The organism is Nocardioides sp. Soil777, assembly GCF_001428425.1.
GTDB lineage: Bacteria > Actinomycetota > Actinomycetes > Propionibacteriales > Nocardioidaceae > Nocardioides > Nocardioides terrigena.
The window spans coordinates 585,052-611,943 of sequence record NZ_LMSN01000012.1 but is presented as its reverse complement, the minus strand read 5'-3'; the positions used below and the strand labels follow the sequence as shown (position 1 = coordinate 611,943).

Genomic DNA, 26,892 nt, shown 5'->3' with positions numbered 1-26,892 from the left:
ATTGGGGAGACGCCCGTGACCGAGACCCCGCAGCACTCCCACGACGTGATCCCGCTGCGCGAGGCGACCAAGGCGTGGTTCGCCATCTCCCTGCAGACCTTCGGCGGCCCGGCCGGCCAGATCGCCGTCATGCAGCACACCCTCGTCGACGAGAAGCGCTGGATCGGCCAGCAGCGGTTCCTCTTCGCGCTCTCCTACTGCACCCTGCTCCCCGGCCCCGAGGCCCAACAGCTCGCCACCTACGTCGGCTGGCTCCTCAACGGCGTCAAGGGCGCGCTCGTCGCCGGGATCCTCTTCATCCTCCCCGGCGTCGTCGCCCTGCTCGTGCTCTCCGGGATCTACGTCGCCTTCGGCGACACCACGCTCGTGGAATCGTTGTTCCTTGGCCTGGCGCCGGCCGTCATCGCCATCGTGGTCCAGGCCGTCATCCGCGTCGCCGGGAAGGGCCTCGGACATCCCGCGCTCATCGGGCTGGCTGTCGTCTCCTACATCGCCCTGACGTTCTTCGCCGTGCCCTTCCCCGTCGTCATCGGGCTCGCAGCGCTCATCGGCTGGGGACTCGGCAAGGTCATCCCCGACCTCACCAGGCCCAAGGCAGCCGCCCGTGACGACGGCCCCGCGCCGCTCATCAGCGACGACGCCCTGCACACCGAGCGCCCCTCCGGTCGGCGGGCCACCGTCATCCTCGTCGTCGGCCTGATCCTCTGGTTCGCCCCGGTCGCGCTCGCCGCGGTGCTGTTCGGGCGGTCCAGCATCTTCGTCGACCAGGGCCTGTTCTTCTCCGGTGCCGCCGTCGTCACCTTCGGCGGCGCGTACGCCGTCCTCGCCTACGTCGCCCAACAGGCCGTCAACGTCTACGGGTGGCTGGCCCCCGGCGAGATGGTGCGGGGCCTCGCCCTCGCCGAGACCACCCCGGGCCCGCTCATCATGGTGGTCCAGTTCGTCGCCTTCGTGGGCGCCTACCGCGACCCCGGCGACCTCAACCCGTGGGTCGCCGCGGTCATCGCCTCCCTGCTCGTCACCTGGGTGACCTTCGTGCCCTGCTTCCTGTTCATCCTCCTCGGCGCCCCCTACGTCGAACGCCTCCGCGGCAACCGCGCCCTCTCCACCGCCCTCACGGGCATCACAGCCGCCGTGGTCGGAGTCATCGCGAGCCTCGCCACCTTCTTCACCCTCCACACCCTCTTCGAGGACACCACCCGCATCACCACCGGTCCGCTCGACTTCGAGGTCCCCGTGCTGGACTCCATCCAGTGGGCCGCCGTCGCCATCACCGTCCTCGCCTGCGCCCTGGTCTTCTGGCGAGGCTGGTCCGTCCTACGCACCCTCGGTGCCTGCGCGCTGGCGGGACTCCTGGTGGGACTCGCCCAGGTCCTGGTCTGAGACGCGGCGTCCCCACGGAGCTAGGTTGCGGATCGTGGACGTCGCCGTGCTCGAGAGTGACCAGGTGGACGCCGCGGCGCGCGCGGACCTGCGTCTCCTGTGGGACCGCGCGTTCCGTGATCGCTTCGACGACCACGACGCCGACCACGCCTTCGGCGGCGTGCACGTGCTGGTCCGCGACGACGGCCGGCTCATCGGCCACGCCAGCGCGGTTCCTCGACCCATCAGGTTCGGCGACCAGCCATGGCGCACCGTCGGGTACGTCGAAGCCGTGGCCACCGATCCTGCGCGCCAGGGGCAGGGCGTCGGCCGGCTGGCCATGACGCGACTGCACGAGGAGATCTCGAACCGGTGGGAGGTCGCACTGCTCTCGACAGGGCGGGCGACCGGCTTCTACGAGCGGCTCGGCTGGGAGCGGTGGCTGGGGCTTTCCTACACGCGGACCGGGGCCGGCGTCGTCCCCGACGACGAGCACGGTGGCCTGATGGTGCTCACCACCGATCCGTCCGTCGTGGTGGATCGCACGCTGCCCGTGACCTGCCAGGACCGCGCGGGGGATGCCTGGTAGAGCATCGGTCTCAGCGCACCGGCTGCGCTTCCCAGCTGCCACCGAGGTCGGTCGAGGTCCACCACGAGCGCCCGTCCGGGCCGATCGCCCCGAGGGTCGTGGACCCGTCGTCGACGGCGGCGTACCGCACGTCCGGGACGCCGAAGGCGGCCTCGGCGAAGGGCGTCCCCTGCTCGAGACGCGAGTACGCCGCCCAGTCGCTGCCGTCGGACACGTACAGCCCGGGGGCTGTGCCCCGCAGTCGTCCTCCCGTCCGGCCGTTGTCGCTCCAGCCCTCGACGTCGACGAGGAACCGCCCGTCGGGGAGAACGGCCGTCGCGCCGACGTACGCGCGCGGCCCGGCGGGCTGGGGGACGACGGACCAGGAGTCCACGGAATCCATTGTCCGCACCTCCTCGAACGGGAAGAGGGTCGCGCCGTCGCTGCCGCCCACGAGGACGTGCCGGTCGGGCGTGGAGGTCGCAAACGACTGGAGCAGCGTCGCCGCCGAGGCTCCGGCGGACTCGTGCCACGTCGCCCCGCCGTCGTCCGACCAGGCATAGGTGCGCCGCAGGGTGGTCGCGCGCAGCTGGCCGGAAGGCAGCTGCTCGACCTGGACCGAGTCCCGCGGCACGGGGATCGGGTGTGCGACCGCCCGCACCGGGTCGGTGGCGAGGAAGGAGGCACCACCACGTCCGTGGACGACGCCGGCCACGATCTCGCCCGGTGCGACAGGAGCGACGTCACGGGTGCGGCGTACGTCGACGACCGAGCCGTCAGGGCGGACGACGGCGAGCCCGAGCCGCTCCTCCCACGAGACGACCAGGGCGCGGCCCTCGGCATCCACGCGCACCAGCGGGGTGGACCTCCACACCCGCGAGGGCACGACCCGCGTCCCGGTGCCGCGGCTGATCGCGAGTGCCACCCGAGGAGACGGGCAGTCGGTGGTGGGGCACTGCCTCCACGCCGCGACCCGCACGTCCGGGTCCCCCGGTGCGACGACGACGTCGAGCAGCGTCGACGCCGGGTCGTCGACCACTTCCATGGCAGACGCCGCGGCCGTCTCGGTCCCGCCGGGCGCGGGCGGAGCAGGTGCGGAGGTGTCAGGCCCGGCTGGCGCGGCAGCCGGCGGGGCCACCGCGCACCCGGTCAACGCGATCAGCACCGCGGCGCCGCCCAGGACGCGCGCTCCCACCCTCATGACCACTCCCCTCGTCGGGGAGGGGACGTCGGCGGGCGGGGCGAAGTTGTCCGGACCAGACCTCGCGGAGGCGGGCGGCGATCACTCGACCGGCAGGCCGAGCCCCCGCGCGATGAGCATGCGCTGCACCTCCGAGGTGCCCTCGCCGATCTCGAGCACCTTGGCGTCGCGGTAGAACCGGGCGACGGGGTACTCCTCCATGAAGCCGTAGCCACCGAAGACCTGGGTGGCGATGCGCGTCGCGGTGACCGCGGACTCGGTGGCGTAGAGCTTGGCGACCGCGGCGGCCTGCTTGAAGTCCTTCGTCGACACCGAGCGGCCGGCGTCCATGGCGTCCTTCATCGCGGCGGCCTTGTAGGTCAGCAGGCGCGAGGCGTCGAGCATCACCTGGAGGTCGCTGATCTGGAACGCGACACCCTGCTTGCGACCGATCGGGCCACCGAAGGTCTGGCGCTGCCCGGCGTACTCCAGCGACAGGTCCAGGCACGCCTGGATGCAGCCGACCGCCAGCGCGGCGATGGCGACCCGGCCGTCGTCGAGGGTGGCGAGGAACTGCGCGTAGCCGCGGCCCCGCTCGCCGAGCAGGTGCCACTCGGGCACCCGCACGTCCTCGAAGGACAGCGGGTGGGTGTCGGAGGCGTGCCAGCCGAGCTTGTCGTAGGCCTTCTCCGCGGTGAAGCCGGGCGTGCCGCTCGGGACCATGATCGTGGAGAGCTCGGGCCTGCCGCCCTCGCGCTCTCCGGTGCGGGCGGTGACGGTGACCAGCGAGGTGATCTCGGAGCCGGAGTTGGTGATGAACTGCTTGGCGCCGTTGACGACCCACTCGCCGTCGGTGAGCACGGCCTTCGTCCTCGTGGCACCGGCGTCGGACCCGGCCCCCGGCTCGGTCAGGCCGAAGCCGGCGAGCCGCTGGCCGGACACCAGGTCGGGCAGCCACGCCTGCTTCTGCTCGTCGGTGCCGTAGGTCAGGATCGGGTTGATGCCGAGGCCGACGGCGGCCTCGAGCGTGATCCCCATCGACTGGTCGACCCGCCCGATCTCCTCGATGGCCAGGCACAGCGACGTGAACCCGCCGTCCTCGCCCGCCATCCCGGCGCCGCCGAACTCCTCCGGCGCGGTGAGGCCCATCAGGCCGAGGGCCCCCATCTGCTGGACCACGTCGGTCGGGAAGTGGTGGTCGCGGTCCCACTGCGCGGCGTGCGGGGCGATCTCCTTCTCGGCGAAGTCGCGGACGCTGCGGCGGAACTGCTCGTGCTCGGGGGACAGCTCGTAGGTCATGACCGCAGGATAGCCGCGTTGGTTAACGATCGCTAACCCCCGGTGGGCGGAATGTGGTGGCCCGCGACCCGTCCACTAAGGTAAGCCGACCCTAATCCGAGCCCCGAGGACCACGCTCCCATGCCGACCTCCCCCCTGCGCCGCGCCACCCGTCGATGGGCCGGCGCCACCCTCGCCGCGCTGCTCGTCGCTCCCCTGGGCGCGTGCAGCATCCTCAACCCGCCCGACCTGGTCATCTACAACGCCCAGCACGAGGAGCTGCTCGACGAGATCGTCCCGCTCTTCGAGGAGGAGTCCGGGCTCGACGTCGAGCTGCGCAGCGGCAAGGACCTCGAGATGGCCAACCAGATCGTCGAGGAGGGCGGCGACTCCCCCGCCGACGTCTTCCTCACCGAGAACTCGCCCGCGATGAGCATCGTCGACAACGAGGGTCTCTTCGCCCCGGTGCCGCAGGGGGCCCTCGACAACATCCCCGCGGCGTACGTCCCCAGCTCCGGCAACTGGACCGGCTTCCTGGCCCGCTCGACGGTGGTCATGTACAACACCGACAACGTCACCGAGGCCGACCTGCCGACCAGCATCCTCGACTTCGCCGACCCCGAGTGGGAGGGCCGCGTGGGCTTCTCCCCCACCGGCGCCGACTTCCAGGCCATCGTCTCGGCGGTCCTCGAGCTGGAGGGCGAGGAGGCCACCCGCACCTGGCTGGAGGGCCTGGCCGCCAACGGCGTCGTCCTCCAGAACAACCTCGTCGTCATGCAATCGGCCGACGCCGGCGAGATCGACGCCGGCATCGCCTACCACTACTACTGGTACCGCGACCGCGAGGAGGGCGGCTCCGACTCGGACAACTCTGAGCTCTACTTCTTCGGCGACCAGGACCCCGGCGCGTTCCTGTCCGTCTCCGGCGCCGGCATCCTCGAGAGCTCCGAGCACGCCGAGGCCGCCGAGGAGTTCGTCACGTGGCTGACCTCGACCCCCGCGCAGCAGGCGATGGCCGAGTCCTACGCGCTGGAGTACCCGCTCAACCCGGACGCCCAGCTCAACGGCGACGTCAAGCCGTTCGACGAGCTCGAGCCCCCCACCGTCGACGTCTCCAGCCTCAACGGTCCGCAGGTGACCGAGCTGATGACCGAGGCCGGCCTGCTCTGAGGACGAGCGCCCGCACTGCGACACCACCCCTGCTGCTCGCAGCGGGGGTGGCCGTCGCGCTGCTCGCCGTCATCCCCCTCGTGTACGTCGCGACGTACACGGTCATCATCGGCCCCGCCGAGCTCTGGGACCTGGTCGTCCGACCGCGGGTGCTCGAGCTGCTGCGCAACACCGTGACCCTGGCCGTGGCCACCATGGCCGCGACCGCGGTGCTCGGCATCGCCCTGGCGTTCGTCGTCGAGCGCACCGACCTGCCGGCCCGCCGGCTGTGGCACGGGCTGCTGGTCGCACCGCTCGCCGTGCCGGCGTTCGTCAACGGCTACGCCTGGGTGTCGCTGGACCGGTCGATCAACGGCTTCGGCGGCGCCTGGCTCGTCGTGACGCTCTCCTACTACCCGCTCGTCTACCTCCCGGCCGTCGCGTCCCTCCGGGGCCTCGACCCGGCGCTCGAGGAGGCCTCCTGGTCCCTCGGGCACACGCGCTGGCAGGCCTTCACCCGGGTGGTGCTGCCCCAGCTGCGGCCCGCCCTCCTCGGCGGCACCCTGCTCGTCGGGCTGCACCTGCTCGCCGAGTTCGGTGCGCTCGCCCTGCTGCGCTTCCCCACCTTCACCACCGCCATCTACGACCAGTACGCGTCCACCTTCAACGGCTCCGCGGCCACCGCGATGGCGGCGGTCCTGGTCATGCTCTGCCTGTTCCTGCTGCTCGCCGAGCTGCGACTGCGTGGCACCCGGCACTACGCCCGGGTCGGGCACGGCGCCGCCCGGGTGTCCGAGCCCGTGGCTCTGCGCGGACTGCGCTGGCCGGTGGTGGCGCTGGTCGGTGGGCTCGTCGTCCTCGCGCTCGGCGTGCCGACGTACGCCCTCCTCCACTGGCTGGTGGTGGGCACGTCCACCGAGTTCCCCCTCGCCGAGCTGCTCTCCGCGATGGGCTCGACCGTCGTGCTGGCCACCGTCGGGGCGCTGGCCACGACGCTCGCCGCGGTGCCGGTGGCCTGGCTGGCCGTGCGCTACCGCGGCCCGCTGACGACGCTCGTCGAGCGCAGCACGTACGTCGCCAACGCGCTGCCCGGCATCGTCGTCGGCCTGGCCCTCGTGGTCGCCAGCCTGCGCCTCGTGCCGGTCCTCTACCAGACCGCGATCCTGCTGGTCGTCGCCTACGCGATCCTCTTCCTCCCCCGGGCCGTCGTCTCGGTGCGGGCCGGGCTCGAGCAGGCCCCGGTGGTGCTCGACCACGTGGCGCAGAGCCTCGGGACCGGGCCGCTGGAGACCGCCCGGCGGGTCACCCTGCCGCTGATCGCCCCTAGCCTGGGCGCCGGCGCGGCGCTGGTCTTCCTGGCCATCTCGACCGAGCTGACCGCCACGCTGATGCTGAGCCCCATCGGCACGCGCACCCTGGCCACCGAGTTCTGGTCGGCGTCCTCGGAGCTGCGGTACGGCGCCGCCGCGCCGTACGCCCTGCTGCTCGTCCTGATCTCGGTGCCCGCCACGGTGCTCCTCATGCGACAGGAGAGACTGCACCCATGAGCGCGCTGACGGTGACGGGGGTGAGCAAGGCCTTCGGGGACACCCTGGCGGTCGACGACGTGAGCCTGCACGTGCCCCACGGCTCGCTCACCGCCGTGCTCGGACCGAGCGGGTGCGGCAAGACCACGCTGCTCCGGCTCATCGCGGGCTTCCTGGCCCCCGACTCCGGGACCATCGCCTTCGACGACCGGGTCGTCGCCGGCGCCGGTCGTCCGGTGCCGCCGCAGGACCGCCGGGTCGGCTACGTCCCGCAGGAGGGCGCCCTCTTCCCGCACCTCGACGTGGCGGCCAACATCGGCTTCGGGCTGCCCCGTGGCGAGCGCGCGGCGGGCGCCCGGATCGACGAGATGCTCGACCTGGTCGAGCTGCCCCGCACCTTCCGCGGCCGCGCCCCCCACGAGCTCTCCGGCGGACAGCAGCAGCGGGTCGCCCTCGCCCGCGCGCTGGCCCCGCGACCCACCGTCGTCCTCCTCGACGAGCCCTTCTCCTCCCTCGACGCCTCGCTGCGCGAGTCGACCGGCCGGGCCGTCGCCCGGGCCCTGCGGGCGGCGCAGGCCACCGGCCTGCTGGTCACCCACGACCAGTCCGAGGCCCTGTCCCTCTCCGACCAGGTCGCCGTCCTCCGCGACGGACGCCTGATTCAGGCGGGCTCCCCCGCCGACGTCTACCTCGCGCCGCACGACCCCGAGCTCGCGCGCTTCGTGGGCGGCGCCACCTCGCTGCCGGGCCGCGCCGGCCAGGGCACCGCCGCCACCTGCGCCCTCGGGTCCGTGACCCTGACCCACCCTTCCTCGGCCGACGACCTGGTGCTGGTGATCCGCCCCGACCAGGTGGTCCTCGACCCCGCGGGCGTGGAGGCGCGCGTCGACGAGGTGAGCTTCTACGGCCACGACGCCGCGATCCGGCTGACCGTGGCCGGGGCCGCTCTGGTCGCCCGGGTGCCCGGCCCGTCCGCGCCCGCGGCCGGCGACCGGGTCCGCGTGGGGGTGCGTGGGACGGTCCACGCCTACCCCGCCCCGGTCCGCGACTGACACCTCGGTCGGCACCGCCCGACGGGGGCGATAGTGTGCCCAGCGGTATCGATGGCAGCAGACCAGGAGTGTTCCGTGGCCGACAAGCAGGGATTGCAGAAGGTCCTCATCGCCAACCGTGGCGAGATCGCAGTGCGCGTCATCCGCGCGTGCAAGGACGCCGGGATCGGGAGCGTGGCGGTCTATGCCGACCCCGACCGTGACGCCCTCTTCGTCAAGCTCGCCGACGAGGCGCACTCGCTCGACGGCTCGACGCCGGCCGAGTCCTACCTCGACATCGCCAAGATCATCGCGGTCGCGCAGAAGTCCGGAGCCGACTCCGTGCACCCCGGCTACGGCTTCCTCGCCGAGAACGCCGGCTTCGCCCAGGCCGTCATCGACGCCGGGCTGATCTGGATCGGCCCTCCGCCGGCCGCGATCGAGGCGCTCGGCGACAAGGCCAGGGCCAAGCACATCGCCGAGCGGGCCAACGCGCCACTCGCGCCCGGCACCAAGGACCCGGTCAAGGACGCCGACGAGGTCGTCGCGTTCGCGCAGGCCAACGGGCTCCCGGTCGCGATCAAGGCGGTCTTCGGCGGCGGCGGCCGCGGCCTCAAGGTCGCCCGCACGCTCGAGGAGATCCCCGACGCCTACGAGTCCGCCGTGCGGGAGGCCGTCACCGCCTTCGGTCGCGGCGAGTGCCTGGTCGAGAAGTTCCTCGACCAGCCCCGCCACGTCGAGACCCAGTGCCTGGCCGACCAGCACGGCAACGTCGTGGTCGTCTCGACCCGCGACTGCTCGCTGCAGCGCCGCCACCAGAAGCTCGTCGAGGAAGCACCCGCGCCGTTCCTCACCGAGGACCAGCTGACCCGCCTCTACGAGTCGTCCAAGGCGATCCTCACCGAGGCCGGCTACGTCGGCGCCGGCACCTGCGAGTTCCTCGTGGCCAAGGACGGCACCATCTCGTTCCTCGAGGTCAACACCCGCCTCCAGGTCGAGCACCCGGTCTCCGAGGAGGTCACCGGCATCGACCTGGTCCGCGAGATGTTCCGCATCGCGGCCGGCGAGGAGCTCGGCTACGACGACCCCGAGATCCGCGGCCACTCCATCGAGTTCCGCATCAACGCCGAGGACGGCGGCCGCAACTTCATGCCCGCCCCCGGCACCCTGTCCACCTGGGCACCCCCCAGCGGCCCCGGCATCCGCGTCGACGGCGGCTACCTCGAGGGCGAGACCATCCCCGGCTCCTTCGACTCCCTCGTCGCCAAGCTCATCGTCACCGGCCGCGACCGCACCCAGGCCCTCGAGCGCTCGCGCCGCGCCCTCGACGAGTTCGTCGTCGACGGCATGCCCACCGTCATCCCGTTCCACCAGGCCGTCGTCACCGACCCGGCGTACGTCGGGGCCTCGACGCCGTCCGGCGAGGGCGAGTTCACCGTCTACACGACCTGGATCGAGACCGACTTCGACAACCAGATCGAGCCGTACGCCGGCGCCACGGCCGAGGCCGACGAGCCCGGCGAGCGCGAGCGCGTCACCGTCGAGGTCGGCGGCCGTCGCCTCGAGGTCGTGCTCCCGGCTGGCCTGGGCGGCCTGTCGACCGGCGGGGGTGCGGGTGCGGGGTCCAAGAAGCCCAAGCGGTCGGCCAAGAAGGCCGGCGCCGCGGCGTCGGGCGACGCGGTCACGAGCCCCATGCAGGGCACCATCGTCAAGGTCGCCGTCACCGAGGGCGACCAGGTCGCCGAGGGCGACGTCGTGGTGGTCCTCGAGGCCATGAAGATGGAGCAGCCCCTCAAGGCCCACAAGGCCGGCACGGTCACGGGCCTCGAGGCCGAGGTCGGCGCCACCGTCACCAACGGCGCCGTCATCTGCGAGCTCAAGGACTGACCCGGCTCACGCCAGACCCACGGTCCCGGCCAGCACCTCCAGGTGGTGCTCGAAGACGTCCTGGGGCTGGGTGAACGTGTCGGCGCCGTACTGCCCGAACACCTCGAAGCTGACGCACCCGAAGACCGCCGCCCACACCAGGACCCCGCGGGCGACGAGCTCGTCGGGCGCCGTGAGCCCCAGGTCCCGACGGATCCGCGCCAGGTCGCGTGCGAGCCGTCGGGGGCTCACAGGCGCCTCGTCCACGGTGACCGCCCCGGCCACCCAGGCGTCCTCCCAGACCTCCACCAGCCGCGCGATGACCCGGGTCCCGGGCCCGGTGGTCTGCTCGGCGGGCGCCCGGTAGCCGGGCACCGGGCTGCCGAAGAGCAGGGCGTACGTCGCCGGCTCGGCCAGCGCCCACGTGCGCACCGCCCGGCCGATCGCGCGCAGCCGGCCGGCGTGGTCGGACCGGTCCACCCGCGCCAGGGCGGTGTCCACGGCGTCACCCAGCTCGTCGTACCCGTCGACGACCAGCAGCGTCAGCAGCTCGTCGCGGCTGCCGACGTAGCGGTAGACCGCTGACGACACGACCCCGAGGTCGCGGGCCACGGCACGCAGGGACAGCGCCGCGGCGCCGTCGGTGGCCAGGTGGGCCCGCCCGATCCGGACGATGTCGCGCATCGTCTGCTCGCGGGCCCGCGCCCTGGGTGTCCCGCTGCCCGGTGCCGTGTCGCTCATCCTGCGAGTGTGCCACATCTGGAAGCACTGGATGCATCAGTGAGCACTGCTCTTGCATTTCGGACGGGGCCGAGTCATGCTGGACGAACCGAGAGCGGTGCTCTCCCCATCCCGAGGAGCAGGACATGAACCCCATCCACGTCGTCACCGGAGCCGGGCCCGTCGGCTCGACCGTCGCCCAGCAGCTGGCCGAGGCAGGCCAGCGGGTGCTGCTCCTGACCCGCTCGGCCAGCGGGCCGGAGCACCCGCTCGTCGAGCGCCTCAGCGTCGACGTCTCCCGCCCCGACCAGCTCGGGCCGGCCCTCGAGGGCGCGGTCGCGGTCCACCACTGCATCCACGGGTCGCGGTACGACGCCCGCACCTGGCGTGCGGAGCTGCCCGTCGCCGAGCGCCACGTCCTCGCCGCCGCCGGCCACGTCGGTGCCGTCGTGGTCTTCCCCGAGAGCCTCTACTCCTACGGCCCGACCGACGGCCCGATCACCGAGGACCGGCCGCGCAGGGCCACGACCGGCAAGCTGGGCGTGCGCACCGAGCTGCTCGCCCAGCGGGACGCGTCGCCGACCCCGACCGTCAGCGTGGCGGCCTCCGACTTCTACGGGCCGCTGGTGCGCAACGCCCACGCCGGCGAGCGGCTGGTGCCGACGGTGCTGGCGGGCCGGACGATGCGGGTCATGGGGAGCCTCGACCAGCCGCACTCGTTCACCTACGTGCCGGACCTGGCGGCGGCGATGATCCGGGCCGCGGCGACCCCCGACCTCTGGGACTCCTTCCTCCACGCGCCCACCGCTCCCCCGGTCACCCAGCGCGAGCTGGTCGAGCAGGTGGCGGCCGCCGCCGGCGTGCCGGTGCCGCGGATGTCCGCCATTCCGGCCTGGGCGCTGCGCGCGCTGGGTGCGGTGTCGCGGGAGACCCGCGAGCTGACGGAGACGTCGTACATGTTCACCCGGCCCTTCGTCCTGGACTCCGGGGCGAGCCAGGAGCGGCTCGGGCTGGCGCCCACCCCGCTCTCGACCGGCGTGAAGGAGACCGTCGGCTGGTGGCGCACCGCCGGGTGAGTCAGCCCGCCGGGACCTCGTTGCGGACCACGGCGTCGGTCGGCGGCGCCGCCGTCTCGGCCTCAGGGGCATCGTCACCGGTGATGGTGCCGAAGACCTCCTCGGCCACCCCCCGCATGCCCGCGAGGAGCGGGTGGAAGGGCGCCGCGACGCCCAGGCGCATCTCGGGACCGTTGATCCAGGCGTCGCGTCCCGCGCAGACGTCGTGGCCCTCCGACGCCTCGTCGAGGTCGACGTAGGACGCACCGGCGGACTCCGCACCCGCACGCAGCGAGTCGTTGAGACGCTGGGCCACCGAGGCGGCGGTCTCGAGCTGCGACTCCGGCAGCGGCACGGCGCTGCAGCCGTCCTCCGTGGGCAGCACCCGGGGGTAGCCGACGACGTAGACCTCCGCCTCCGGCGCCCGCTCGGAGACCTGGCGGACGGCCCTCTCCACGCGGGCCTCGACGCGGCCGGCGTCGCGGAGCAGCCGCTGCTGGAGGCCGGGCGAGCAGGCTCGGGCGTCACCGGGGGCGCAGCCGACCAGGGAGGAGAAGATCCCGAAGTCGTTGCCGCCGATGCCGAGCGTCACCAGGTCGGTCTCCTCGGAGAGCGCCTCGAGCTGGGGAGCCACGCTCTCGCCGCCGATGACCTGCTGGCGGCGCCGGAGGTCGGAGGTGTCGGCGCCCGAGCAGGTGACGTCGCGGTAGGACCCCACCGCGAGCCACCCGGCGAGGAAGGCCGGGTAGTTGTCGGTCGAGCGCACGCACCCGGACGGGTCCGAGCGGACCGTGGTGACGAGCGGACCGGCACTGTAGGAGTCGCCGAGCGCCACGTAGTCGATCTCCGCGGGCAGGTCGCCGAAGGTCGGCACCTCGGTCTCGGCCGGGCCGTCGGAGCCGCCGGCACCGGAGCAGCCGGACACGCCCAGCGCCGCGGCGGCGAGGGCGACCGCGAGGGCACGACGACGGGTGGTGGCGGGCATCCGTCGATCATGTCACCGGGCTGGTGACCGTCCTACGGACCGGTAACGAACGGGGCGGGCCGGCACTCGATAGCGTGCCGCCATGTTCTCCAAGGTGCTGGTGGCCAACCGCGGCGAGATCGCGATCCGGGCGTTCCGTGCGGCGTACGAGATCGGCGCGCGCACGGTCGCGGTCTTCCCCCACGAGGACCGCTGGTCCGAGCACCGGCTGAAGGCCGACGAGGCCTACGAGATCGGTGAGCACGGGCACCCGGTGCGGGCCTACCTCGACCCCGAGGCGATCGTCGCGACCGCCGTGCGGGCGGGTGCCGACGCCGTCTACCCCGGCTACGGCTTCCTGTCCGAGAACCCCGCCCTGGCAGAGGCGTGCGCCAACGCCGGGATCACCTTCATCGGCCCCACGGCCGACGTGCTGACCCTGACCGGCAACAAGGCGCGCGCCATCGCGGCGGCCAGGGCCGCCGGCGTACCCACGCTGCAGTCCGTGGACCCCTCCACCGACGTGGAGGCTCTGGTCGCGTCGGCCGAGGCCATCCCGGCCCCGCTGTTCGTCAAGGCCGTCGCCGGCGGCGGTGGGCGCGGCATGCGCAGGGTGGACGACCGCAAGGACCTGCGCGAGGCCATCGAGACCTGCATGCGCGAGGCCGAGGGTGCCTTCGGCGACCCCACCGTCTTCATCGAGCAGGCCGTCGTCGAGCCGCGCCACATCGAGGTGCAGATCCTCGCCGACGGCGAGGGCAACGTCATCCACCTCTTCGAGCGCGACTGCTCGGTGCAGCGCCGCCATCAGAAGGTCGTGGAGATCGCGCCGGCGCCCAACCTCCCCGCCGAGCTGCGCGACCGGATGTGCGCCGACGCGGTGCGCTTCGCCCGCGAGATCGGCTACCGCAACGCGGGCACGGTGGAGTTCCTGCTCGACCCGGCCGGCAACTACGTCTTCATCGAGATGAACCCGCGCATCCAGGTGGAGCACACCGTCACCGAGGAGATCACCGACGTCGACCTGGTGCAGTCGCAGATGCGGATCGCGTCGGGCGAGACGCTGGCCGACCTCGGTCTCTCCCAGGAGGGCATCGTCATCCGCGGCGCCGCCCTCCAGTGCCGGATCACCACCGAGGACCCCGCCAACGGGTTCCGCCCCGACACCGGCAAGATCACCACCTACCGCTCCCCCGGTGGTGCGGGTGTCCGCATCGACGGCGGCACGACCTACACCGGTGCCGAGGTGAGCGCCCACTTCGACTCGATGCTGGCCAAGCTGACCTGTCGCGGCCGCACCTTCGAGAAGGCCGTCGAGCGGGCCCGCCGGGCCGTCGCGGAGTTCCGCATCCGGGGCGTCTCCACCAACATCGCGTTCCTCCAGGCCGTGCTCGACGACCCCGACTTCGCCGCCGGGCGGGTCACCACCTCCTTCATCGAGGACCACCCGCAGCTGCTCTCGGCCCGTTCCTCGGGCGACCGTGGCTCCAAGCTGCTCACCTACCTCGCCGACGTCACCGTCAACCAGCCGCACGGCAAGGCCCCGGTGACCGTCGACCCGGTCACCAAGCTGCCCGCCGTCAGCCTCGACGTCCCGGCTCCCGACGGCAGCCGCCAGCACCTGCTGCGCGTCGGTCCCGAGGAGTTCGCCCGCGCGCTGCGGGCCCAGGACCGGGTCGCGGTCACCGACACCACCTTCCGCGACGCCCACCAGTCGCTGCTCGCCACCCGGGTGCGGACCCGCGACCTGCTCGCCGTGGCCGGCCACGTGTCCCGGACGACTCCCGAGCTGTGGTCGCTCGAGGCGTGGGGCGGGGCGACGTACGACGTGGCGCTGCGCTTCCTCTCCGAGGACCCGTGGGAGCGGCTCGCCCTGCTCCGCCAGGCGGTGCCCAACATCTGCCTCCAGATGCTGCTCCGCGGTCGCAACACGGTCGGCTACACGCCGTACCCCACGGAGGTGACCGAGGCGTTCGTCGCCGAGGCGGCCGCGACCGGCATCGACGTCTTCCGCATCTTCGACGCGCTCAACGACGTCGAGCAGATGCGCCCGGCCATCGAGGCGGTGCGCGCCACCGGCACCACCGTCGCCGAGGTCGCGCTCTGCTACACCGGAGACCTCTCGGACCCCGACGAGACCCTCTACACGCTCGACTACTACCTCGACCTGGCTCGCAGGATCGTCGACGCCGGCGCGCACGTGCTGGCCATCAAGGACATGGCCGGCCTGCTCCGGGTGCCCGCCGCGCGCACGCTGGTGACCGCGCTGCGCGAGGAGTTCGACCTCCCCGTGCACCTGCACACCCACGACACCCCCGGTGGCCAGCTCGCGACGCTCGTCGCGGCCATCGACGCAGGCGTGGACGCGGTCGACGCCGCCTGCGCCTCGATGGCCGGGACGACGTCCCAGCCGCCGCTGTCCGCGCTCGTGTCGGCCACCGACCACGGCCCCCGCGAGACCGGGCTGTCGCTGGCCAGCGTCAACGCGCTCGAGCCCTACTGGGAGGCCACCCGCCGGGTCTACGCGCCCTTCGAGTCCGGCCTCCCGGCACCGACCGGTCGCGTCTACCGCCACGAGATCCCCGGCGGGCAGCTCTCCAACCTGCGCCAGCAGGCGATCGCGCTCGGCCTCGGCGAGAAGTTCGAGCAGGTCGAGGACATGTACGCCGCGGCCAACGACATCCTCGGCAACGTGGTCAAGGTGACCCCCTCGTCCAAGGTCGTCGGCGACCTCGCCCTGCACCTGGTCGCCGTCGGGGCCGACCCCCGGGAGTTCCAGGACGACCCGGGATCCTTCGACATCCCCGACTCGGTCATCGGGTTCCTCAACGGCGAGCTCGGCGACCCGCCCGGTGGCTGGCCGGAGCCCTTCCGCACCAAGGCCCTGGCGGGACGCACGTGGAAGAGGCCGGCCGCCGAGCTGACCCCCGGGCAGTCCGCCGGGCTGACCTCCGGCTCGGCCCGCGAGCGGCGCGACACCCTCAACCAGCTGCTCTTCGCCGGTCCGACCAAGGAGTTCAAGGAGTCGCGCGAGACGTACGGCGACATCTCGGTGCTGCCGACCATCGACTACCTCTACGGCCTGCGCCGCGGCCAGGAGCACGTCGTCGACCTCGACGAGGGCAAGCGCCTGCTGATCGGCCTCGAGGCCATCGGCGAGCCCGACGAGCGCGGCATCCGCACCGTCATGTGCACCCTCAACGGCCAGATGCGCCCGATCGGGATCCGCGACCGCAACGTCGCCTCCGAGGTCGCGGCCGCCGAGAAGGCCGACCCCTCGCACGGCGGCCACGTGGCGGCGCCGTTCGACGGGGTCGTCACGGTCGGCGTCGCCGAGGGCGACACGGTGGAGGCCGGTCAGACGGTCGCGACCATCGAGGCGATGAAGATGGAGGCCTCGATCACCGCCCCGCGGGCCGGCACGGTGGAGCGCGTCGCGGTGCCGGGCACGCAGGCCGTCGAGGGCGGCGACCTGGTGCTGGTGCTCCGGGGCTGAGCGGGATCAGCCCAGCCGGGTCACCCCCGCGTACGGGCCTGGAGCGGGGCCACGCTCACGGTGAACCACGACGACCGCAGGCCCAGGAGGGTCCGCAGGGTGTCCCCGGTGGTGGCGGCGCGACCGCGGGTGCCGACCAGCGTCATCTCCTGCACCCGGCCGCCCCAGTCGCCGTTGCCGTCGCGCCCGGAGATCTCGACCGACGTCAGGTCACCGATCCCCGGGTAATGCCGCTCGAGCGCCGAGTCGTTGACCGTCTTCGTCCAGGTGTGGACGGCGTTGCCCTCCCACCCGTCGTACGGGTCCGCCTGGGCGACGAGGTAGGGCGTCGAGCCGGCCGAGGTCCAGCCGCCGCTGCTGGCGGAGAACTGGGTGAACGCCGGCCGCCCGTCGTAGGTCAGCCCCTGCCGGGCGGTGTCCCGGATCGCCTGGGTCGCCGCCGGGTGCTCGGCGCCCACGCCGCCGTACACCTGGCACTGGGTGGTGTCGCAGATCTCGTAGTGCCTTGCGTTGGGGTGCGAGCGCTCGGCCGCGGCGTACGTGCGGGCCGCGACCGACTGGGCGCGGACGGCGTCCGGGCTCCAGGACGCGGGGATCTCCAGCGGCACGACGCCGCGGAGGTAGGACTCCATGCTCAGGATGTTGACGGTGTCGCGCGCCGCGCCGCCGGGCACGGGCGAGGCCGAGCGGAGCCGGCCACGGTAGTCCTTGCTGCCCGAGGGCGTCACCAGCGTGAGGCGCTTCTTCGCCGCGGAGAGCTCGGCGTCGCCGCGGAAGACCTTCCACGTGCGCCAACCGCGACCCTTGACGAACTGGACCTGCGAGCGCCCGCCGGCCAGGCCGTTGACCCGCCACTGGCGCGCCCCGTTGGCGGGCAGCGTCCACGACTTGCGCGGAGTCAACCGGGTGACCGTCAGGCCCGCCTGCGCGGCCACCACCACGTCGTCGGTGGTGTCGCCGGTGAGCCACACCGAGATCGGTCCCCGCAGCTCCCCCCATGAGGTGCCGGGGTAGTAGAACCCGATGATCTGCTGCCAGGTCAGCCCCTGCCGCGCCGCACCCTCGGCGCCGTACTGCGACATCCCGTGGCCGTGGCCGTAGCCGTGCCCGGTGAGCGTGATCGTCGAGGGCCCGGAGACGGCGTACACCTCGGCCCTGCGGCTCGCGGTCGACGGCGCAGCCGCCATCGACACGCTCAGCACCGACGCCACCAGGAGGGCGGCGCCGAGCAGGGCGAGCGGGCGGGTGGAACGGCGCATCGGGTGCGTCTCCTGAGTCGGGTGGGACTGACGTGACGGTCGATGACACCACGCGTCACAGCAGGCCACAACCGGACCGGGACAACTACAACGGTGTACTTCGCCAGGGGGTGGACCGTGGCCGGTCGCCGGGAGGACCATCAGGGCATGAGGAGCTTCGGCCGGCGCAGCAAGGAGGAGCGCCTCGCGGCGCTCGACGCCTTCCGGCACGTACGCCGTGCGGCGGACGAGGACGTCACGCGCTTCGGCGAGGAGCTGGTGCAGCTGCACGTGGACACCCTCACGACGCCGCTGGACGAGGGATCGCGGGAGGACTACCAGCGCGCCCTCGACGCCTACGAGCAGGCCAAGGCACAGCTCGCGACCGCCGAGTCCGCCACCCAGGTCTCCGAGGTCACCCGGGTGCTGGCCCGGGGCCGCTGGTCGCACGCATGCGTGCTGGCGGTCCGAGACGGCGCACCCCGGCCCGTCCGGCACGAGCCGTGCTTCTTCGACCCCGCCCACGGACCGGCCGACCACGACGTCGAGTGGGCGCCGCCCGGCGGCGAGCCCCGCGTCGTACCGGTCTGCTTCCGCGACCTCGAGCGCCTCACCGCCGGCGAGCAGCCGGAGGTCCGGCTCGTCCGCCTCGGCAACCGCCGGGTCGCGTGGTTCGCCTCCGGCCCGTTGTACGCCGCGTGGGCGCAGGGCTGGTACGGCGACCTGCTGGACGACCACCGGATGGAGGCCGACCGGCTGACGATGCTCTGGGCCGGCTCCGCGTCACGCGGGGACGGGGTCGGCATCGCCCCGGCCGCCGCCTGGTCCGACCCCGGCGCGTGGGACGGCGGCGGGATGATCGGCGGCCACGACTACTCCGGCTGGCACGGCGGCCCCGACGGCAGCGGAGGGTTCGACGGCAGCGGTGACGGCGGGGCCGGTGGCGGCGACGGCGGAGGTGGGGGCGACTGACCCCCACCCACCGTCAGACCCGGTGCAGGCGCCGGGCCGCCTCGGCGATCGAGCCGCTCATCGACGGGTAGACCGTGAACGCCTGGGCGAGCTGGTCGGCCGTCAGCGACTCGGCCACCGCGATCGACACCGGGTGGATGAGCTCGGAGGCCCGCGGACCCACGACCACTCCCCCGACGATGATCCCCGTGCCGGGGCGGATGAAGAGCTTGACGAAGCCGTCGCGCACGCCCTGCATCTTGGCCCGGGCGTTGCCGGCCAGCGGCAGGGTCACCACCTCGGCCAGGATCTCGCCCTCCTCGACGGACTTCTGCGACCAGCCGACCGTGGCGATCTCCGGCGAGGTGAAGACGTTGGAGGAGACCTTCTTGAGGTCCAGCGGCGACACCGCGTCGCCGAGGAAGTGCCACATCGCGATCCGGCCCTGCATCGCGGCCACGGAGGCCAGCATGAGGACGCCGGTGCAGTCGCCCGCGGCATAGACCCCACGCGCGGAGGTGCGGGACACCCGGTCGACGGTGATGAAACCGGCCTCGTCGGTGGCGACCCCGGCCTCCTCGAGGCCGAGGTCGGCGGTGTTGGGGACCGAGCCGAGGGCGAGGATGCAGTGCGAGCCGGTGACGGTGCGACCGTCGGTGAGCGTGACGGTGACCGTGTCGCCGTCACGGGTGACCGACTGCATCCGGGACCGGCTGAGCACCTCCATGCCGCGTCGGGTGGCGACCTCCTCGAGGACCGCCGAGGCGTCGGCGTCCTCGCCGGGGAGCACCCGGTCACGGGAGCTGACCAGGGTGACCGGGATGCCGAGCGCGAGGTAGGCGCTGGCGAACTCGGCACCGGTGACGCCCGAGCCGACGACGATGAGCTTGTCGGGCACCTCGTCGAGGTCGTAGACCTGCTCCCAGGTGAGGATCCGCTCGCCGTCGGGCTGCGCGGACTCGAGGGTGCGGGGCGCGGCACCGGTGGCGACCAGGATCGCGTCGGCCTCCAGGACCTCCTCGGAGCCGTCGGGCAGGCTGGCGACCACGGTCATGCCCGGGGCGAGCCGTCCCCGGCCGCGCAGGACGCGGACGCCGTCCCGGTCGAGCCGGGCGGCGATGTCGGCCGACTGGTCGGTGGCCAGCTTCTTGACGCGGGCGTTGACCTTGGCGAGGTCGACCCGGATGGTGGTCGCACTGTCGCCCTCGTGGTCGGAGAAGTCGATGCCGAGCTCGGCCGACTCCGACACCTCGGTCATCAGCTCCGCGGTGGCGATGAGGGTCTTGGACGGCACGCAGTCGGTGAGCACCGCGGAGCCGCCCACCCCGTCGGTGTCGACCACGGTGACCTCGGCACCGAGCTGGGCGGCCACGTGGGCCGCCTCGTAGCCACCGGGGCCCCCACCGATGATGACGACGCGGTCTGCCATCAGAGGTTGATCATGTGGCCGGCGATGCCGTGCACGGCTTCCTTGACCGCTTCGCTCAGCGTCGGGTGCGCGAAGACGTTGCGCGACACCTCGTCGGCCGTGAGGTCCCACTGCTGGGCCAGGGTCAGCACCGGCATCAGCTCGGTGACGCCCGGACCGATCATGTGGGCGCCGAGGATCTCGTTGTGCTCGGCGTCGGCCACGACCTTGACGAAGCCCATGGCTTCGCCGAGGCCCATCGCCTTGCCGTTGGCGGTGAACGGGAACGTCGACGTCTTGACGTCGTAGCCCTTCTCCTTGGCCTGGGCCTCGGAGTAGCCGAACGAGCCGATCTGCGGCATGCAGTAGGTCGCCCGCGGGACCATGTCGTAGTTGATCGGCATGGTCTCGGCGTCGTTGATGGTCTCGGCCGCGACGACCCCCATCGCCTCGGCGACGTGGGCGAGCATCATCTTGCCGGTGCAGTCACCGATGGCGTAGACGCCCGGGACGTTGGTGCGCATGTAGTCGTCGATGGCGACGGCCCCGCGCTCGGTGAGCTCGACCCCGGCGGCCTCGAGGCCGTAGCCCTCGACGCGCGGCGCGAACCCGAAGGCGGCCAGGAACTTGTCGGCCTCGATGACCTGGGTGTCGCCGCCGGCGGCGGGCGCGACGGTGACCTTGACGCCGGAGCCGGTGTCCTCGACGCCCTTCACCGCGGTGCTGGTCAGGACCTTCACGCCGAGCTTCTTGTAGTGCTTGGCGAGCTCCTTGGAGATGTCGGCGTCCTCGGTGGGGACCATCCGGTCGAGGAACTCGACGATGGTGACGTCGACGCCGAAGTTGGCCATCACGTAAGCGAACTCGACACCGATCGCGCCCGAGCCACCGATGACGATGGACTTCGGGAGCTGGTCGGTGAGGATCTGCTCCTCGTAGGTGACCACGTTGTCGCTCAGCTCGACGCCGGGCACGAGGCGGACGGTGGCGCCGGTGGCGATGATGAGGTTGTCGCAGGTGTAGGTCGTGGTGTTGCCGTCGTCGTCCTTGACGTCCATGCTCTTCGCGCCGGTGAGGGTGCCCCAGCCGTCGATCTCGGTGATCTTGTTCTTCTTCATCAGGAAGTGGACGCCCTTGACGATCCCGGCGCTGACGTCGCGGGAGCGCTTGTGGGTCGGCCCGAACGACATGGTGGCGTCGCCCTCGATGCCGAACTTCGCCTTCTCGTGCTGGAGCGTGTGCGCCAGCTCGGCGTTCTTGAGGAGTGCCTTGGACGGGATGCACCCGACGTTGAGGCAGACACCGCCCCAGTACTTCTTCTCCACCACGGCGACCTTCTGGCCGAGCTGGGAGGCGCGGATGGCGGCGACGTAGCCACCGGGGCCGGCGCCGAGGACGAGGGTGTCGAAGTGCGTGTCGGTCACGGGCCACAGACTAGCCCTCGGCCCCGACGCCGCTAGCCTTGGCCGGGTGACGCTGTACGCCGCCTACGGCACCAACCTCGACCCCGCCCGCATGAGCGAGCGGTGTCCGCACTCCCCGCTGCGCTCCACGGGGTGGCTGACGGGCTGGCGACTGACCTTCGGCGGCGAGGAGCACGGGTGGGACGGCGCCCTCGCGACGATCGTCGAGGACCCCATCGAGCAGGTCTTCGTCGCCGTCTACGACGTGACCACCGAGGACGAGACCGAGCTGGACCGCTGGGAGTCCGCCGACACCGGCCTCTACCGCAAGACCCGCGTCCGGGTGTCCACGATGTCCGGCGAGCAGGTCGTCTGGGCCTACGTCCTCGACGCCTACGAGGGCGGGCTGCCCAGCGCGTCGTACCTCGGCGTCCTGGCCGACGCGGCCGAGGCCGCGGACGCCCCCGACGACTACGTCGGGCGCCTGCGGCGCCGGGACTGCCGGTCGACGGGACTCTGAGGCGGGGTCAGCCCCGCCGGTGCCGGGCGTCGTGGGCCGCGAGGCCGATGCCGACGATGTCGGTGTGGGGCAGGCCGGCCAGCTCGTCGAGGTCGACCCAGTCAGCGCGGTCGGTGGTGCCCCCGACCTCGACGGTGCCCAGCGTGCCGCCGGTGACCTCGGCGGCGTACACCGCCCGCACCGCCCGGAGCCAGCGCGCGGTCGAGGCCGTACGCCGCTCCGGCCGGATCGCGAGCGAGTGCACGGTCAGCAGGCCGGTCAGCGCGACGTGGTGGCCGGTCTCCTCGAGGACCTCGCGCACCGCGCCCTCCTCGGGCGTCTCCGCCAGGTCGACGCCGCCACCGGGCAGCGTCCAGCAGGGCTCGGCGACTCCCTCGCCGTTCCACCACGCCAGGAGGATGCGTCGGTCCTCGACCACCACGGCGTACGCGGCCAGTCGGGTGTCGTAGTCGGTGTAGCCCAGGTCGGGAGGAAGGCCCTCGATCATGCGTCCCACCCAAGCACGGGCCTAGGATCGCGCCGTGAACGACACCGCGCCCAGCACCGCAGACCTGGCCCAGCAGGCCGCCGCCGCCCTCGCCGAGCTCACCGGCGTCGAGCGGCACGACATCGCCCTCGTCCTCGGCTCCGGCTGGTTGCCCGCCGTCGACGCGCTCGGTGAGGCCACCGCCGAGATCGCCACGACCGACCTGCCAGGGTTCCACGCCGCGGGCGTGGTCGGGCACAGCGGCCGGATCCGCAGCCTCGAGGTCGCCGGTCGCCGGATCCTCGTCTTCCTGAGCCGCACCCACTTCTACGAGGGCAAGGGCGTCGCCGCCGTCGTCCACCCCGTGCGCACCGCGGCCGCGGCCGGCTGCCGCGCCATCGTGCTCACCAACGGGTGCGGCGGCCTCAAGGAGACCTTCGAGCCCGGCCAGCCGGTGCTCATCTCCGACCACATCAACCTCACCGCGACGAGCCCCATCGAGGGCGCCAACTTCGTGGACCTCACCGACCTCTACAGCCCGCGGCTGCGCGCGCTGTGCCAGGAGATCGACCCGACGCTCGACGAGGGCGTCTACGTGCAGTTCCCCGGCCCGCACTACGAGACCCCGGCCGAGATCGGCATGGTCCGCGCGATGGGCGGCCACCTGGTCGGCATGAGCACCACGCTCGAGGCGATCGCCGCCCGCGAGGCCGGGCTGGAGGTGCTCGGCATCAGCCTGGTCACCAACCTCGCCGCCGGCATCAGCGGCGAGCCCCTCAACCACGAGGAGGTCCTCGAGGCGGGCAAGGCCGCCGCCTCGCGCATGGGCGACCTGCTCGGCCGGATCGTCCCCCGCATCTGATGCGCGTCCTCGTCACCGGCGCGGCCGGCTCCATCGGCCGGGCGGTCACCCTCGGCCTCTGCGACCGCGACCACGAGGTCGTCGGCTTGGACCTGGTGCCCGAGCCCGAGGGCTTCACCGGCAACTGGCACACGGCCGACTGCGCCGACCCCGACGCCGTGCTGGCCGTCTTCGAGGCCGAGCGCCTCGACGCGGTCGTCCACCTCGCCGGCCACCCGGGTGAGGCGTCGCTGCCGACGTCGCTGACCTCGCACGTCGTCACCACCGCCGCCCTGCTGGACGCGATGGTCGCGCACCGGGTCTCCCGGATCGTCTACGCGTCGTCCAACCACGCCGTCGGTCGCACCCCGCGCCGGGACCTGGGTCCCGACGCCCCGCTCACCGACGGTGCGCTCCCCCGCCCGGACACGTTCTACGGCGTCAGCAAGGTCGCCGCCGAGGCGCTCCTGGGCCTGTACGCCGACCGGCACGCCGTCGACGCCGTCGCCTGCCGGATCGGCTCCTTCCTCGAGGAGCCCGCCACCCTCCGGGCGTTGTCGACGTGGCTCTCGCCCGACGACTGCGTGCGGATGGTCGAGGCGGCCCTCACCGCGCCCTCGCCGGGTTTCGCCGTCATCTACGGCATCAGCGCCAACACCCGCGCCTGGTGGGACCTCGAGCCCGGCCGGCGCCTCGGCTACCGGCCCCTCGACGACGCCGAGGCGTACGCCGACCGCATCCCCCAGCGTCCCGAGGACGAGGACGAGGCGGCGTACGTCGGCGGGCCCTACGCGCTCGCCGAGATCCAGCGGCCCGCCCTCGGGGACTGATCGGCCTCGGTGGTTGAGGCGCTCACGACGTCGGGTGCAACATCGAGTGTGCGCAACGGCACCATTCCCGCCCGCTCAGTGGTGCGTCCACGCACACTCGATGATGAGCGGCGGGAGACGTTCGGAGCACGGCACCGACCCGACGAGGTCGGCTGGACTCAGAAGACCTGCGCGTGGAGCGTGCCGTCGTACCTGGCGGCTGCCTGCACCCGCGTGGCCTGGACGCCCGTCAGCTCAGCGAGTGGCGCCCAGTGCCACTCACTGTGCTCGGGTGACAGCCTGATCCTGGCCGTGTCCGGCAGCGAGCAGCGGAAGATCCCGACCTGCGACTCGAACTCGCGGTGGTAGTACCAGCCGGTCAACGGTCCGATCTCGACGTGCACGTCGATCTCCTCCCTGCACTCCCGGGCGAGCGCATCCACGATCGTCTCCCCCGGTTCCACACCTCCCCCCGGGAGGCCCTATCGCTTGTCGCCGTACGTCTGACGGACCAGGAGGACCGACTCTCGCGCAGAGTCCAGGACTGCCGCGTGCACGCTGAACCGGTATCGATCGTCGAAGGCCACCGCGCGAGTATCCACGCCCGCTGCCGAGCCGCCATCGTGACCGCGCGCAACAGAGCACACCGGGTTCGGGGCCCCGGTCAGACGACGTCGAACTGCTCGGTGTGGATCCGCCGCGTCGGGATCCCCCGCTCCCGCAGCTGGCGGCCGACGGCGATCACCATCGGCGGAGGGCCGCACAGGAAGTAGTCGTGGTGGCGGTAGTGCCGTGGGAGGCACCGCTCCAGGAGCTCGGTGTCGATCCGCCCCGTCTCTCCCGGCCAGTCGTCCGGGGGCACCTCGATCACCTCGGTGACCGCGAGGTCGAGCTCGTCACGGAGCTGGTCGATCTCCCCCCGCAGCATGAGCTCGTCCACGGTCCGGGCCCCGACCAGCAGGTGGTGGTGGCGCCGGTCTCCGCGGTCGCTGAGCGTGCGCAGCATGCTCAGCATCGGCGTGATCCCGACACCGCCGGCGATCAGGACGAATCCCTCCGAGCGGTCGAGGCCATCCATCGTGAACCCGCCGTAGGGGCCGTCGAGGAAGACGCGACGACCGGGTCGCAAACCCCGCAGCAGCTCGCTGAAGTCGCCGAGCGCCTTGATCGTGAAGGTCTTTCGGTGCGGTTGCTCCGCGGTCGAGGAGATGGTGAACGGGTGCTCCTCGAAGACGAAGGATGACGAGCCGATCTTGAGCCAGGCGAACTGCCCGGCCGCGAACGGCCGGCCGTCGTGCCCGTGCGCATGCATCACCAGGGTCACGGCGTCGCCGGCCTCGGGCCGCACCTCCTCGAGCACGTAGGAACGCCGGTGGGCCCGCCACGGGAGCCAGACCCAGCGCCGGGATGCGATGCCCAGCGTGGCCACGGCCAGCACCAGGAGCCACACGCCAAACACCGTGTGGTTGACCAGGTTGTCCAGCCACCACACGTGCAGGAAGCCGGTCACGACGACGATCGTCGCCAGGGCGATGTGCACGAGCCGCCAGCCCTCGTAGCGCGGGCGGCGCTTGCGCCGGCGCAGGCCGAGGGCCACTCCCAGCACGAGGGCCAGGGTCGAGAGGGTGCCCGCCCACGCGGCGGGCGTCGTGTCCCGGAGGTCGAGGATCGTCAGCCCCCGCGGGTCCGTGAGCAGCACGAGGACGACGTGGGCCAGCACCAGCCCGAGAGCCGTCAGGGCCAGCAGGCGGTGGCCGCGCAGGATCTTCTCGATCCCCAGCGTGGCGACCAGCGACCGCAACCGGGCGGGCATGACCAGCGCGAGGAGGAGGGCCGAGAGCGCCAGCAGGCCGGTCGTCGTGGCGATCTCCTCGGCGGGAGACGTGAAGACCGAGTCGAGGAGCACCCAGCTCGCCACCAGGGGGCCGATGAGGGCAACCAGGAACAGCCCCGCCCACACCGACAGGCCTGTACGAGACCCCATATTTCACGGTAGCGAGGGAGCCACCCACGGGGACATGGTCCGTTCGGACTCCTTCGCCGGCTGCCCGCCGGCCCCGGAAGGGGCCCCTCACCCCCTCACCGGGAGGCTGCGCGGGCGGCCGCCTCGATCCGCGCGCGGTGGTCGACCCACCCCTGACCGTCGTGCGGCGCCAGGTTGGAGTTGCCGGCCCGCATGCCCACCTGCCCGTCGACCAGCTCGCGCACGATGTCGGCGTGCCCCACGTGCCGGGAGGTCTCCGCGACCACGTGCACCAGCACGCCGTGCAGCGTGACGTCGGGGCGCGACCACCACGACACGTGGCCGGGGGCGTCGAGGGCCAGTGACCGGATCGTCCCGTCGGCGTGCGCGGTCGCCTCCCGGTAGGTCCCGAGGATCTCGTCACGCCCCTCGTCCGCGGTCGCCCACATGTCGGCCTCCTCCGGGGCGTCGTCGTCCCACCACGGCAGGTGCCGGGGGAACGGCCGGCCGAAGGTCGCGCCGAAGTACGACGCCTCGACGATCGACAGGTGCTTGACCAGTCCGAGCAGGTTGGTGCCGGTCGGCGTGAGCGGCCGGCGCACGTCGTACTCCGACAGGCCCTCGGTCTTCCAGCACAGCGCCTCGCGGCTCTCGACGAGGTAGTCGTGCAGCTGCTTCTTCTGGGCGTCGCTCATGGCTCCCACCTTGCCGCACGCGACGGATATCCGGTTGCCGGCCACGCAGCACCTTGCGAGCATCGCCTGATGCCGACCACCCCCGCCGGACCGCCGTACGACGAGTTCCGTGCCGCCGCGGAAGCGGCCGTCGCCGCGCGCCCCGACGCAGACCTCGAGATGGCGCTCGAGGTGTTCCGCGAGGCCGCGACCCTCCTGCACGACAGCCTCGCGCTCGACGGCCTCGACGACCACGACCGGGCGGCCGTCGTCGCGGCGCTGGGTGCCGACCTCGCCGCCGAGGACCCCGGTACGGCGATCCGCGCGCGTGCCGGGGCAGCACGGCTGCACCCCGGCGACCTGCACGACCCGGCCGCCGTCGAGGCGGCGTACCTCGTGTCCGCGCAGGTCCTGCAGCTCTAGG

General features: G+C 72.7%; 23 protein-coding genes and 1 pseudogene. 13 read left to right on the top strand and 11 right to left on the bottom strand.

Annotation, left to right across the window (positions count from 1 at the left end; genetic code table 11):
* Nucleotides 1-15 precede the first annotated feature (15 nt).
* On the top strand, nucleotides 16-1,383 hold the full coding sequence (chrA, locus tag ASG88_RS10395) for a chromate efflux transporter (RefSeq protein ID WP_056887323.1): 1,368 nt from the start codon (nucleotides 16-18) through the stop codon (nucleotides 1,381-1,383).
* A gap of 34 nt (nucleotides 1,384-1,417) precedes the next feature.
* Entirely contained in the window at nucleotides 1,418-1,951 is a 534-nt protein-coding gene (locus ASG88_RS10390; RefSeq protein WP_162259837.1) for a GNAT family N-acetyltransferase, read from the top strand.
* Nucleotides 1,952-1,961: 10 nt separating this feature from the next.
* On the opposite strand, the gene ASG88_RS10385 is transcribed toward ASG88_RS10390, so the two are convergent.
* A complete protein-coding gene (locus ASG88_RS10385; protein WP_157559661.1) occupies nucleotides 1,962-3,131 on the bottom strand; it encodes a hypothetical protein in 1,170 nt (389 codons plus the stop codon).
* Nucleotides 3,132-3,212: 81 nt separating this feature from the next.
* Nucleotides 3,213-4,409 (bottom strand): acyl-CoA dehydrogenase family protein, encoded by a 1,197-nt coding sequence (locus ASG88_RS10380; protein WP_056887320.1) that lies wholly within the window; start codon nucleotides 4,407-4,409, stop codon nucleotides 3,213-3,215.
* Nucleotides 4,410-4,529: 120 nt separating this feature from the next.
* Between ASG88_RS10380 and ASG88_RS10375 the strand changes: the two genes are divergently transcribed.
* From ASG88_RS10375 to ASG88_RS10360, 4 genes are all read left to right on the top strand, one after another.
* Nucleotides 4,530-5,558 (top strand): iron ABC transporter substrate-binding protein, encoded by a 1,029-nt coding sequence (locus ASG88_RS10375; protein WP_056887319.1) that lies wholly within the window; start codon nucleotides 4,530-4,532, stop codon nucleotides 5,556-5,558.
* Between the two features lie 47 nt (nucleotides 5,559-5,605).
* Nucleotides 5,606-7,084, top strand: a complete 1,479-nt coding sequence (locus ASG88_RS10370) for an ABC transporter permease (protein WP_235534795.1) — start codon at nucleotides 5,606-5,608, stop codon at nucleotides 7,082-7,084.
* Nucleotides 7,081-8,115 carry an ABC transporter ATP-binding protein gene (locus ASG88_RS10365; RefSeq protein WP_056887318.1) on the top strand — a complete coding sequence of 345 codons (1,035 nt, stop codon included), beginning with the start codon at nucleotides 7,081-7,083 and terminating at the stop codon, nucleotides 8,113-8,115. The genes ASG88_RS10370 and ASG88_RS10365 overlap by 4 nt, the downstream gene beginning before the upstream one ends.
* A gap of 93 nt (nucleotides 8,116-8,208) precedes the next feature.
* The gene (locus tag ASG88_RS10360; protein ID WP_200956418.1) at nucleotides 8,209-9,981 is read left to right on the top strand and encodes a biotin carboxylase N-terminal domain-containing protein; all 1,773 of its coding nucleotides are present in this window, start codon (nucleotides 8,209-8,211) and stop codon (nucleotides 9,979-9,981) included.
* A 6-nt stretch (nucleotides 9,982-9,987) separates the two neighbouring features.
* Here the strand turns inward: ASG88_RS10360 and ASG88_RS10355 are convergent, their stop codons facing one another.
* The gene (locus ASG88_RS10355; protein WP_056887316.1) at nucleotides 9,988-10,701 is read right to left on the bottom strand and encodes a TetR/AcrR family transcriptional regulator; all 714 of its coding nucleotides are present in this window, start codon (nucleotides 10,699-10,701) and stop codon (nucleotides 9,988-9,990) included.
* Between the two features lie 125 nt (nucleotides 10,702-10,826).
* Between ASG88_RS10355 and ASG88_RS10350 the strand changes: the two genes are divergently transcribed.
* On the top strand, nucleotides 10,827-11,756 hold the full coding sequence (locus ASG88_RS10350; protein WP_056887315.1) for an NAD-dependent epimerase/dehydratase family protein: 930 nt from the start codon (nucleotides 10,827-10,829) through the stop codon (nucleotides 11,754-11,756).
* Nucleotide 11,757: 1 nt separating this feature from the next.
* Here ASG88_RS10350 and ASG88_RS10345 read toward each other — a convergent pair whose 3' ends face one another.
* Nucleotides 11,758-12,720 (bottom strand): SGNH/GDSL hydrolase family protein, encoded by a 963-nt coding sequence (locus ASG88_RS10345; protein WP_056887314.1) that lies wholly within the window; start codon nucleotides 12,718-12,720, stop codon nucleotides 11,758-11,760.
* Nucleotides 12,721-12,802: 82 nt separating this feature from the next.
* Here ASG88_RS10345 and ASG88_RS10340 point away from each other — a divergent pair, with 82 nt between their 5' ends.
* The gene (locus tag ASG88_RS10340) at nucleotides 12,803-16,195 is read left to right on the top strand and encodes a pyruvate carboxylase (RefSeq protein WP_056887313.1); all 3,393 of its coding nucleotides are present in this window, start codon (nucleotides 12,803-12,805) and stop codon (nucleotides 16,193-16,195) included.
* 20 nt (nucleotides 16,196-16,215) lie between these two features.
* Here the strand turns inward: ASG88_RS10340 and ASG88_RS10335 are convergent, their stop codons facing one another.
* On the bottom strand, nucleotides 16,216-17,454 hold the full coding sequence (locus ASG88_RS10335; RefSeq protein WP_056887312.1) for a SpoIID/LytB domain-containing protein: 1,239 nt from the start codon (nucleotides 17,452-17,454) through the stop codon (nucleotides 16,216-16,218).
* Between the two features lie 147 nt (nucleotides 17,455-17,601).
* On the opposite strand from ASG88_RS10335, the gene ASG88_RS10330 reads away from it, so the two are divergent.
* Nucleotides 17,602-18,405, top strand: a complete 804-nt coding sequence (locus tag ASG88_RS10330; RefSeq protein WP_056887311.1) for a hypothetical protein — start codon at nucleotides 17,602-17,604, stop codon at nucleotides 18,403-18,405.
* A gap of 13 nt (nucleotides 18,406-18,418) precedes the next feature.
* On the opposite strand, the gene ASG88_RS10325 is transcribed toward ASG88_RS10330, so the two are convergent.
* Nucleotides 18,419-19,813 carry an NAD(P)H-quinone dehydrogenase gene (locus ASG88_RS10325; protein ID WP_056887310.1) on the bottom strand — a complete coding sequence of 465 codons (1,395 nt, stop codon included), beginning with the start codon at nucleotides 19,811-19,813 and terminating at the stop codon, nucleotides 18,419-18,421.
* Entirely contained in the window at nucleotides 19,813-21,216 is a 1,404-nt protein-coding gene (gene lpdA / locus ASG88_RS10320; protein WP_056887309.1) for a dihydrolipoyl dehydrogenase, read from the bottom strand. The genes ASG88_RS10325 and lpdA overlap by 1 nt, the downstream gene beginning before the upstream one ends.
* Before the next feature lie 46 nt (nucleotides 21,217-21,262).
* Here lpdA and ASG88_RS10315 point away from each other — a divergent pair, with 46 nt between their 5' ends.
* On the top strand, nucleotides 21,263-21,715 hold the full coding sequence (locus ASG88_RS10315) for a gamma-glutamylcyclotransferase (protein WP_056887308.1): 453 nt from the start codon (nucleotides 21,263-21,265) through the stop codon (nucleotides 21,713-21,715).
* A 7-nt stretch (nucleotides 21,716-21,722) separates the two neighbouring features.
* On the opposite strand, the gene ASG88_RS10310 is transcribed toward ASG88_RS10315, so the two are convergent.
* Nucleotides 21,723-22,202 (bottom strand): NUDIX hydrolase, encoded by a 480-nt coding sequence (locus ASG88_RS10310; protein WP_056887307.1) that lies wholly within the window; start codon nucleotides 22,200-22,202, stop codon nucleotides 21,723-21,725.
* A gap of 34 nt (nucleotides 22,203-22,236) precedes the next feature.
* Between ASG88_RS10310 and ASG88_RS10305 the strand changes: the two genes are divergently transcribed.
* Both ASG88_RS10305 and ASG88_RS10300 read left to right on the top strand, forming a co-directional pair.
* Complete coding sequence (locus ASG88_RS10305; protein ID WP_056887306.1) at nucleotides 22,237-23,043, top strand: purine-nucleoside phosphorylase; 807 nt, start codon at nucleotides 22,237-22,239, stop codon at nucleotides 23,041-23,043.
* Nucleotides 23,043-23,852, top strand: a complete 810-nt coding sequence (locus ASG88_RS10300) for an NAD-dependent epimerase/dehydratase family protein (protein WP_056887305.1) — start codon at nucleotides 23,043-23,045, stop codon at nucleotides 23,850-23,852. Before ASG88_RS10305 ends, ASG88_RS10300 begins: the two co-directional genes overlap by 1 nt.
* A 158-nt stretch (nucleotides 23,853-24,010) precedes the next feature.
* On the opposite strand, the pseudogene ASG88_RS23515 reads toward ASG88_RS10300, so the two are convergent.
* From ASG88_RS23515 to ASG88_RS10285, 3 genes and pseudogenes are all read right to left on the bottom strand, one after another.
* Nucleotides 24,011-24,298 (bottom strand): annotated as a pseudogene (locus ASG88_RS23515) (NUDIX hydrolase); the annotation flags it as partial.
* Between the two features lie 197 nt (nucleotides 24,299-24,495).
* Nucleotides 24,496-25,815 carry a ferric reductase-like transmembrane domain-containing protein gene (locus ASG88_RS10290; protein ID WP_082600194.1) on the bottom strand — a complete coding sequence of 440 codons (1,320 nt, stop codon included), beginning with the start codon at nucleotides 25,813-25,815 and terminating at the stop codon, nucleotides 24,496-24,498.
* 95 nt (nucleotides 25,816-25,910) lie between these two features.
* Entirely contained in the window at nucleotides 25,911-26,489 is a 579-nt protein-coding gene (locus ASG88_RS10285; RefSeq protein WP_056887303.1) for a DinB family protein, read from the bottom strand.
* A 69-nt stretch (nucleotides 26,490-26,558) separates the two neighbouring features.
* Between ASG88_RS10285 and ASG88_RS10280 the strand changes: the two genes are divergently transcribed.
* Nucleotides 26,559-26,891: a hypothetical protein gene (locus ASG88_RS10280; protein ID WP_056887302.1), complete on the top strand. Its 333-nt coding sequence runs from the start codon at nucleotides 26,559-26,561 to the stop codon at nucleotides 26,889-26,891.
* Nucleotide 26,892 lies beyond the last annotated feature (1 nt).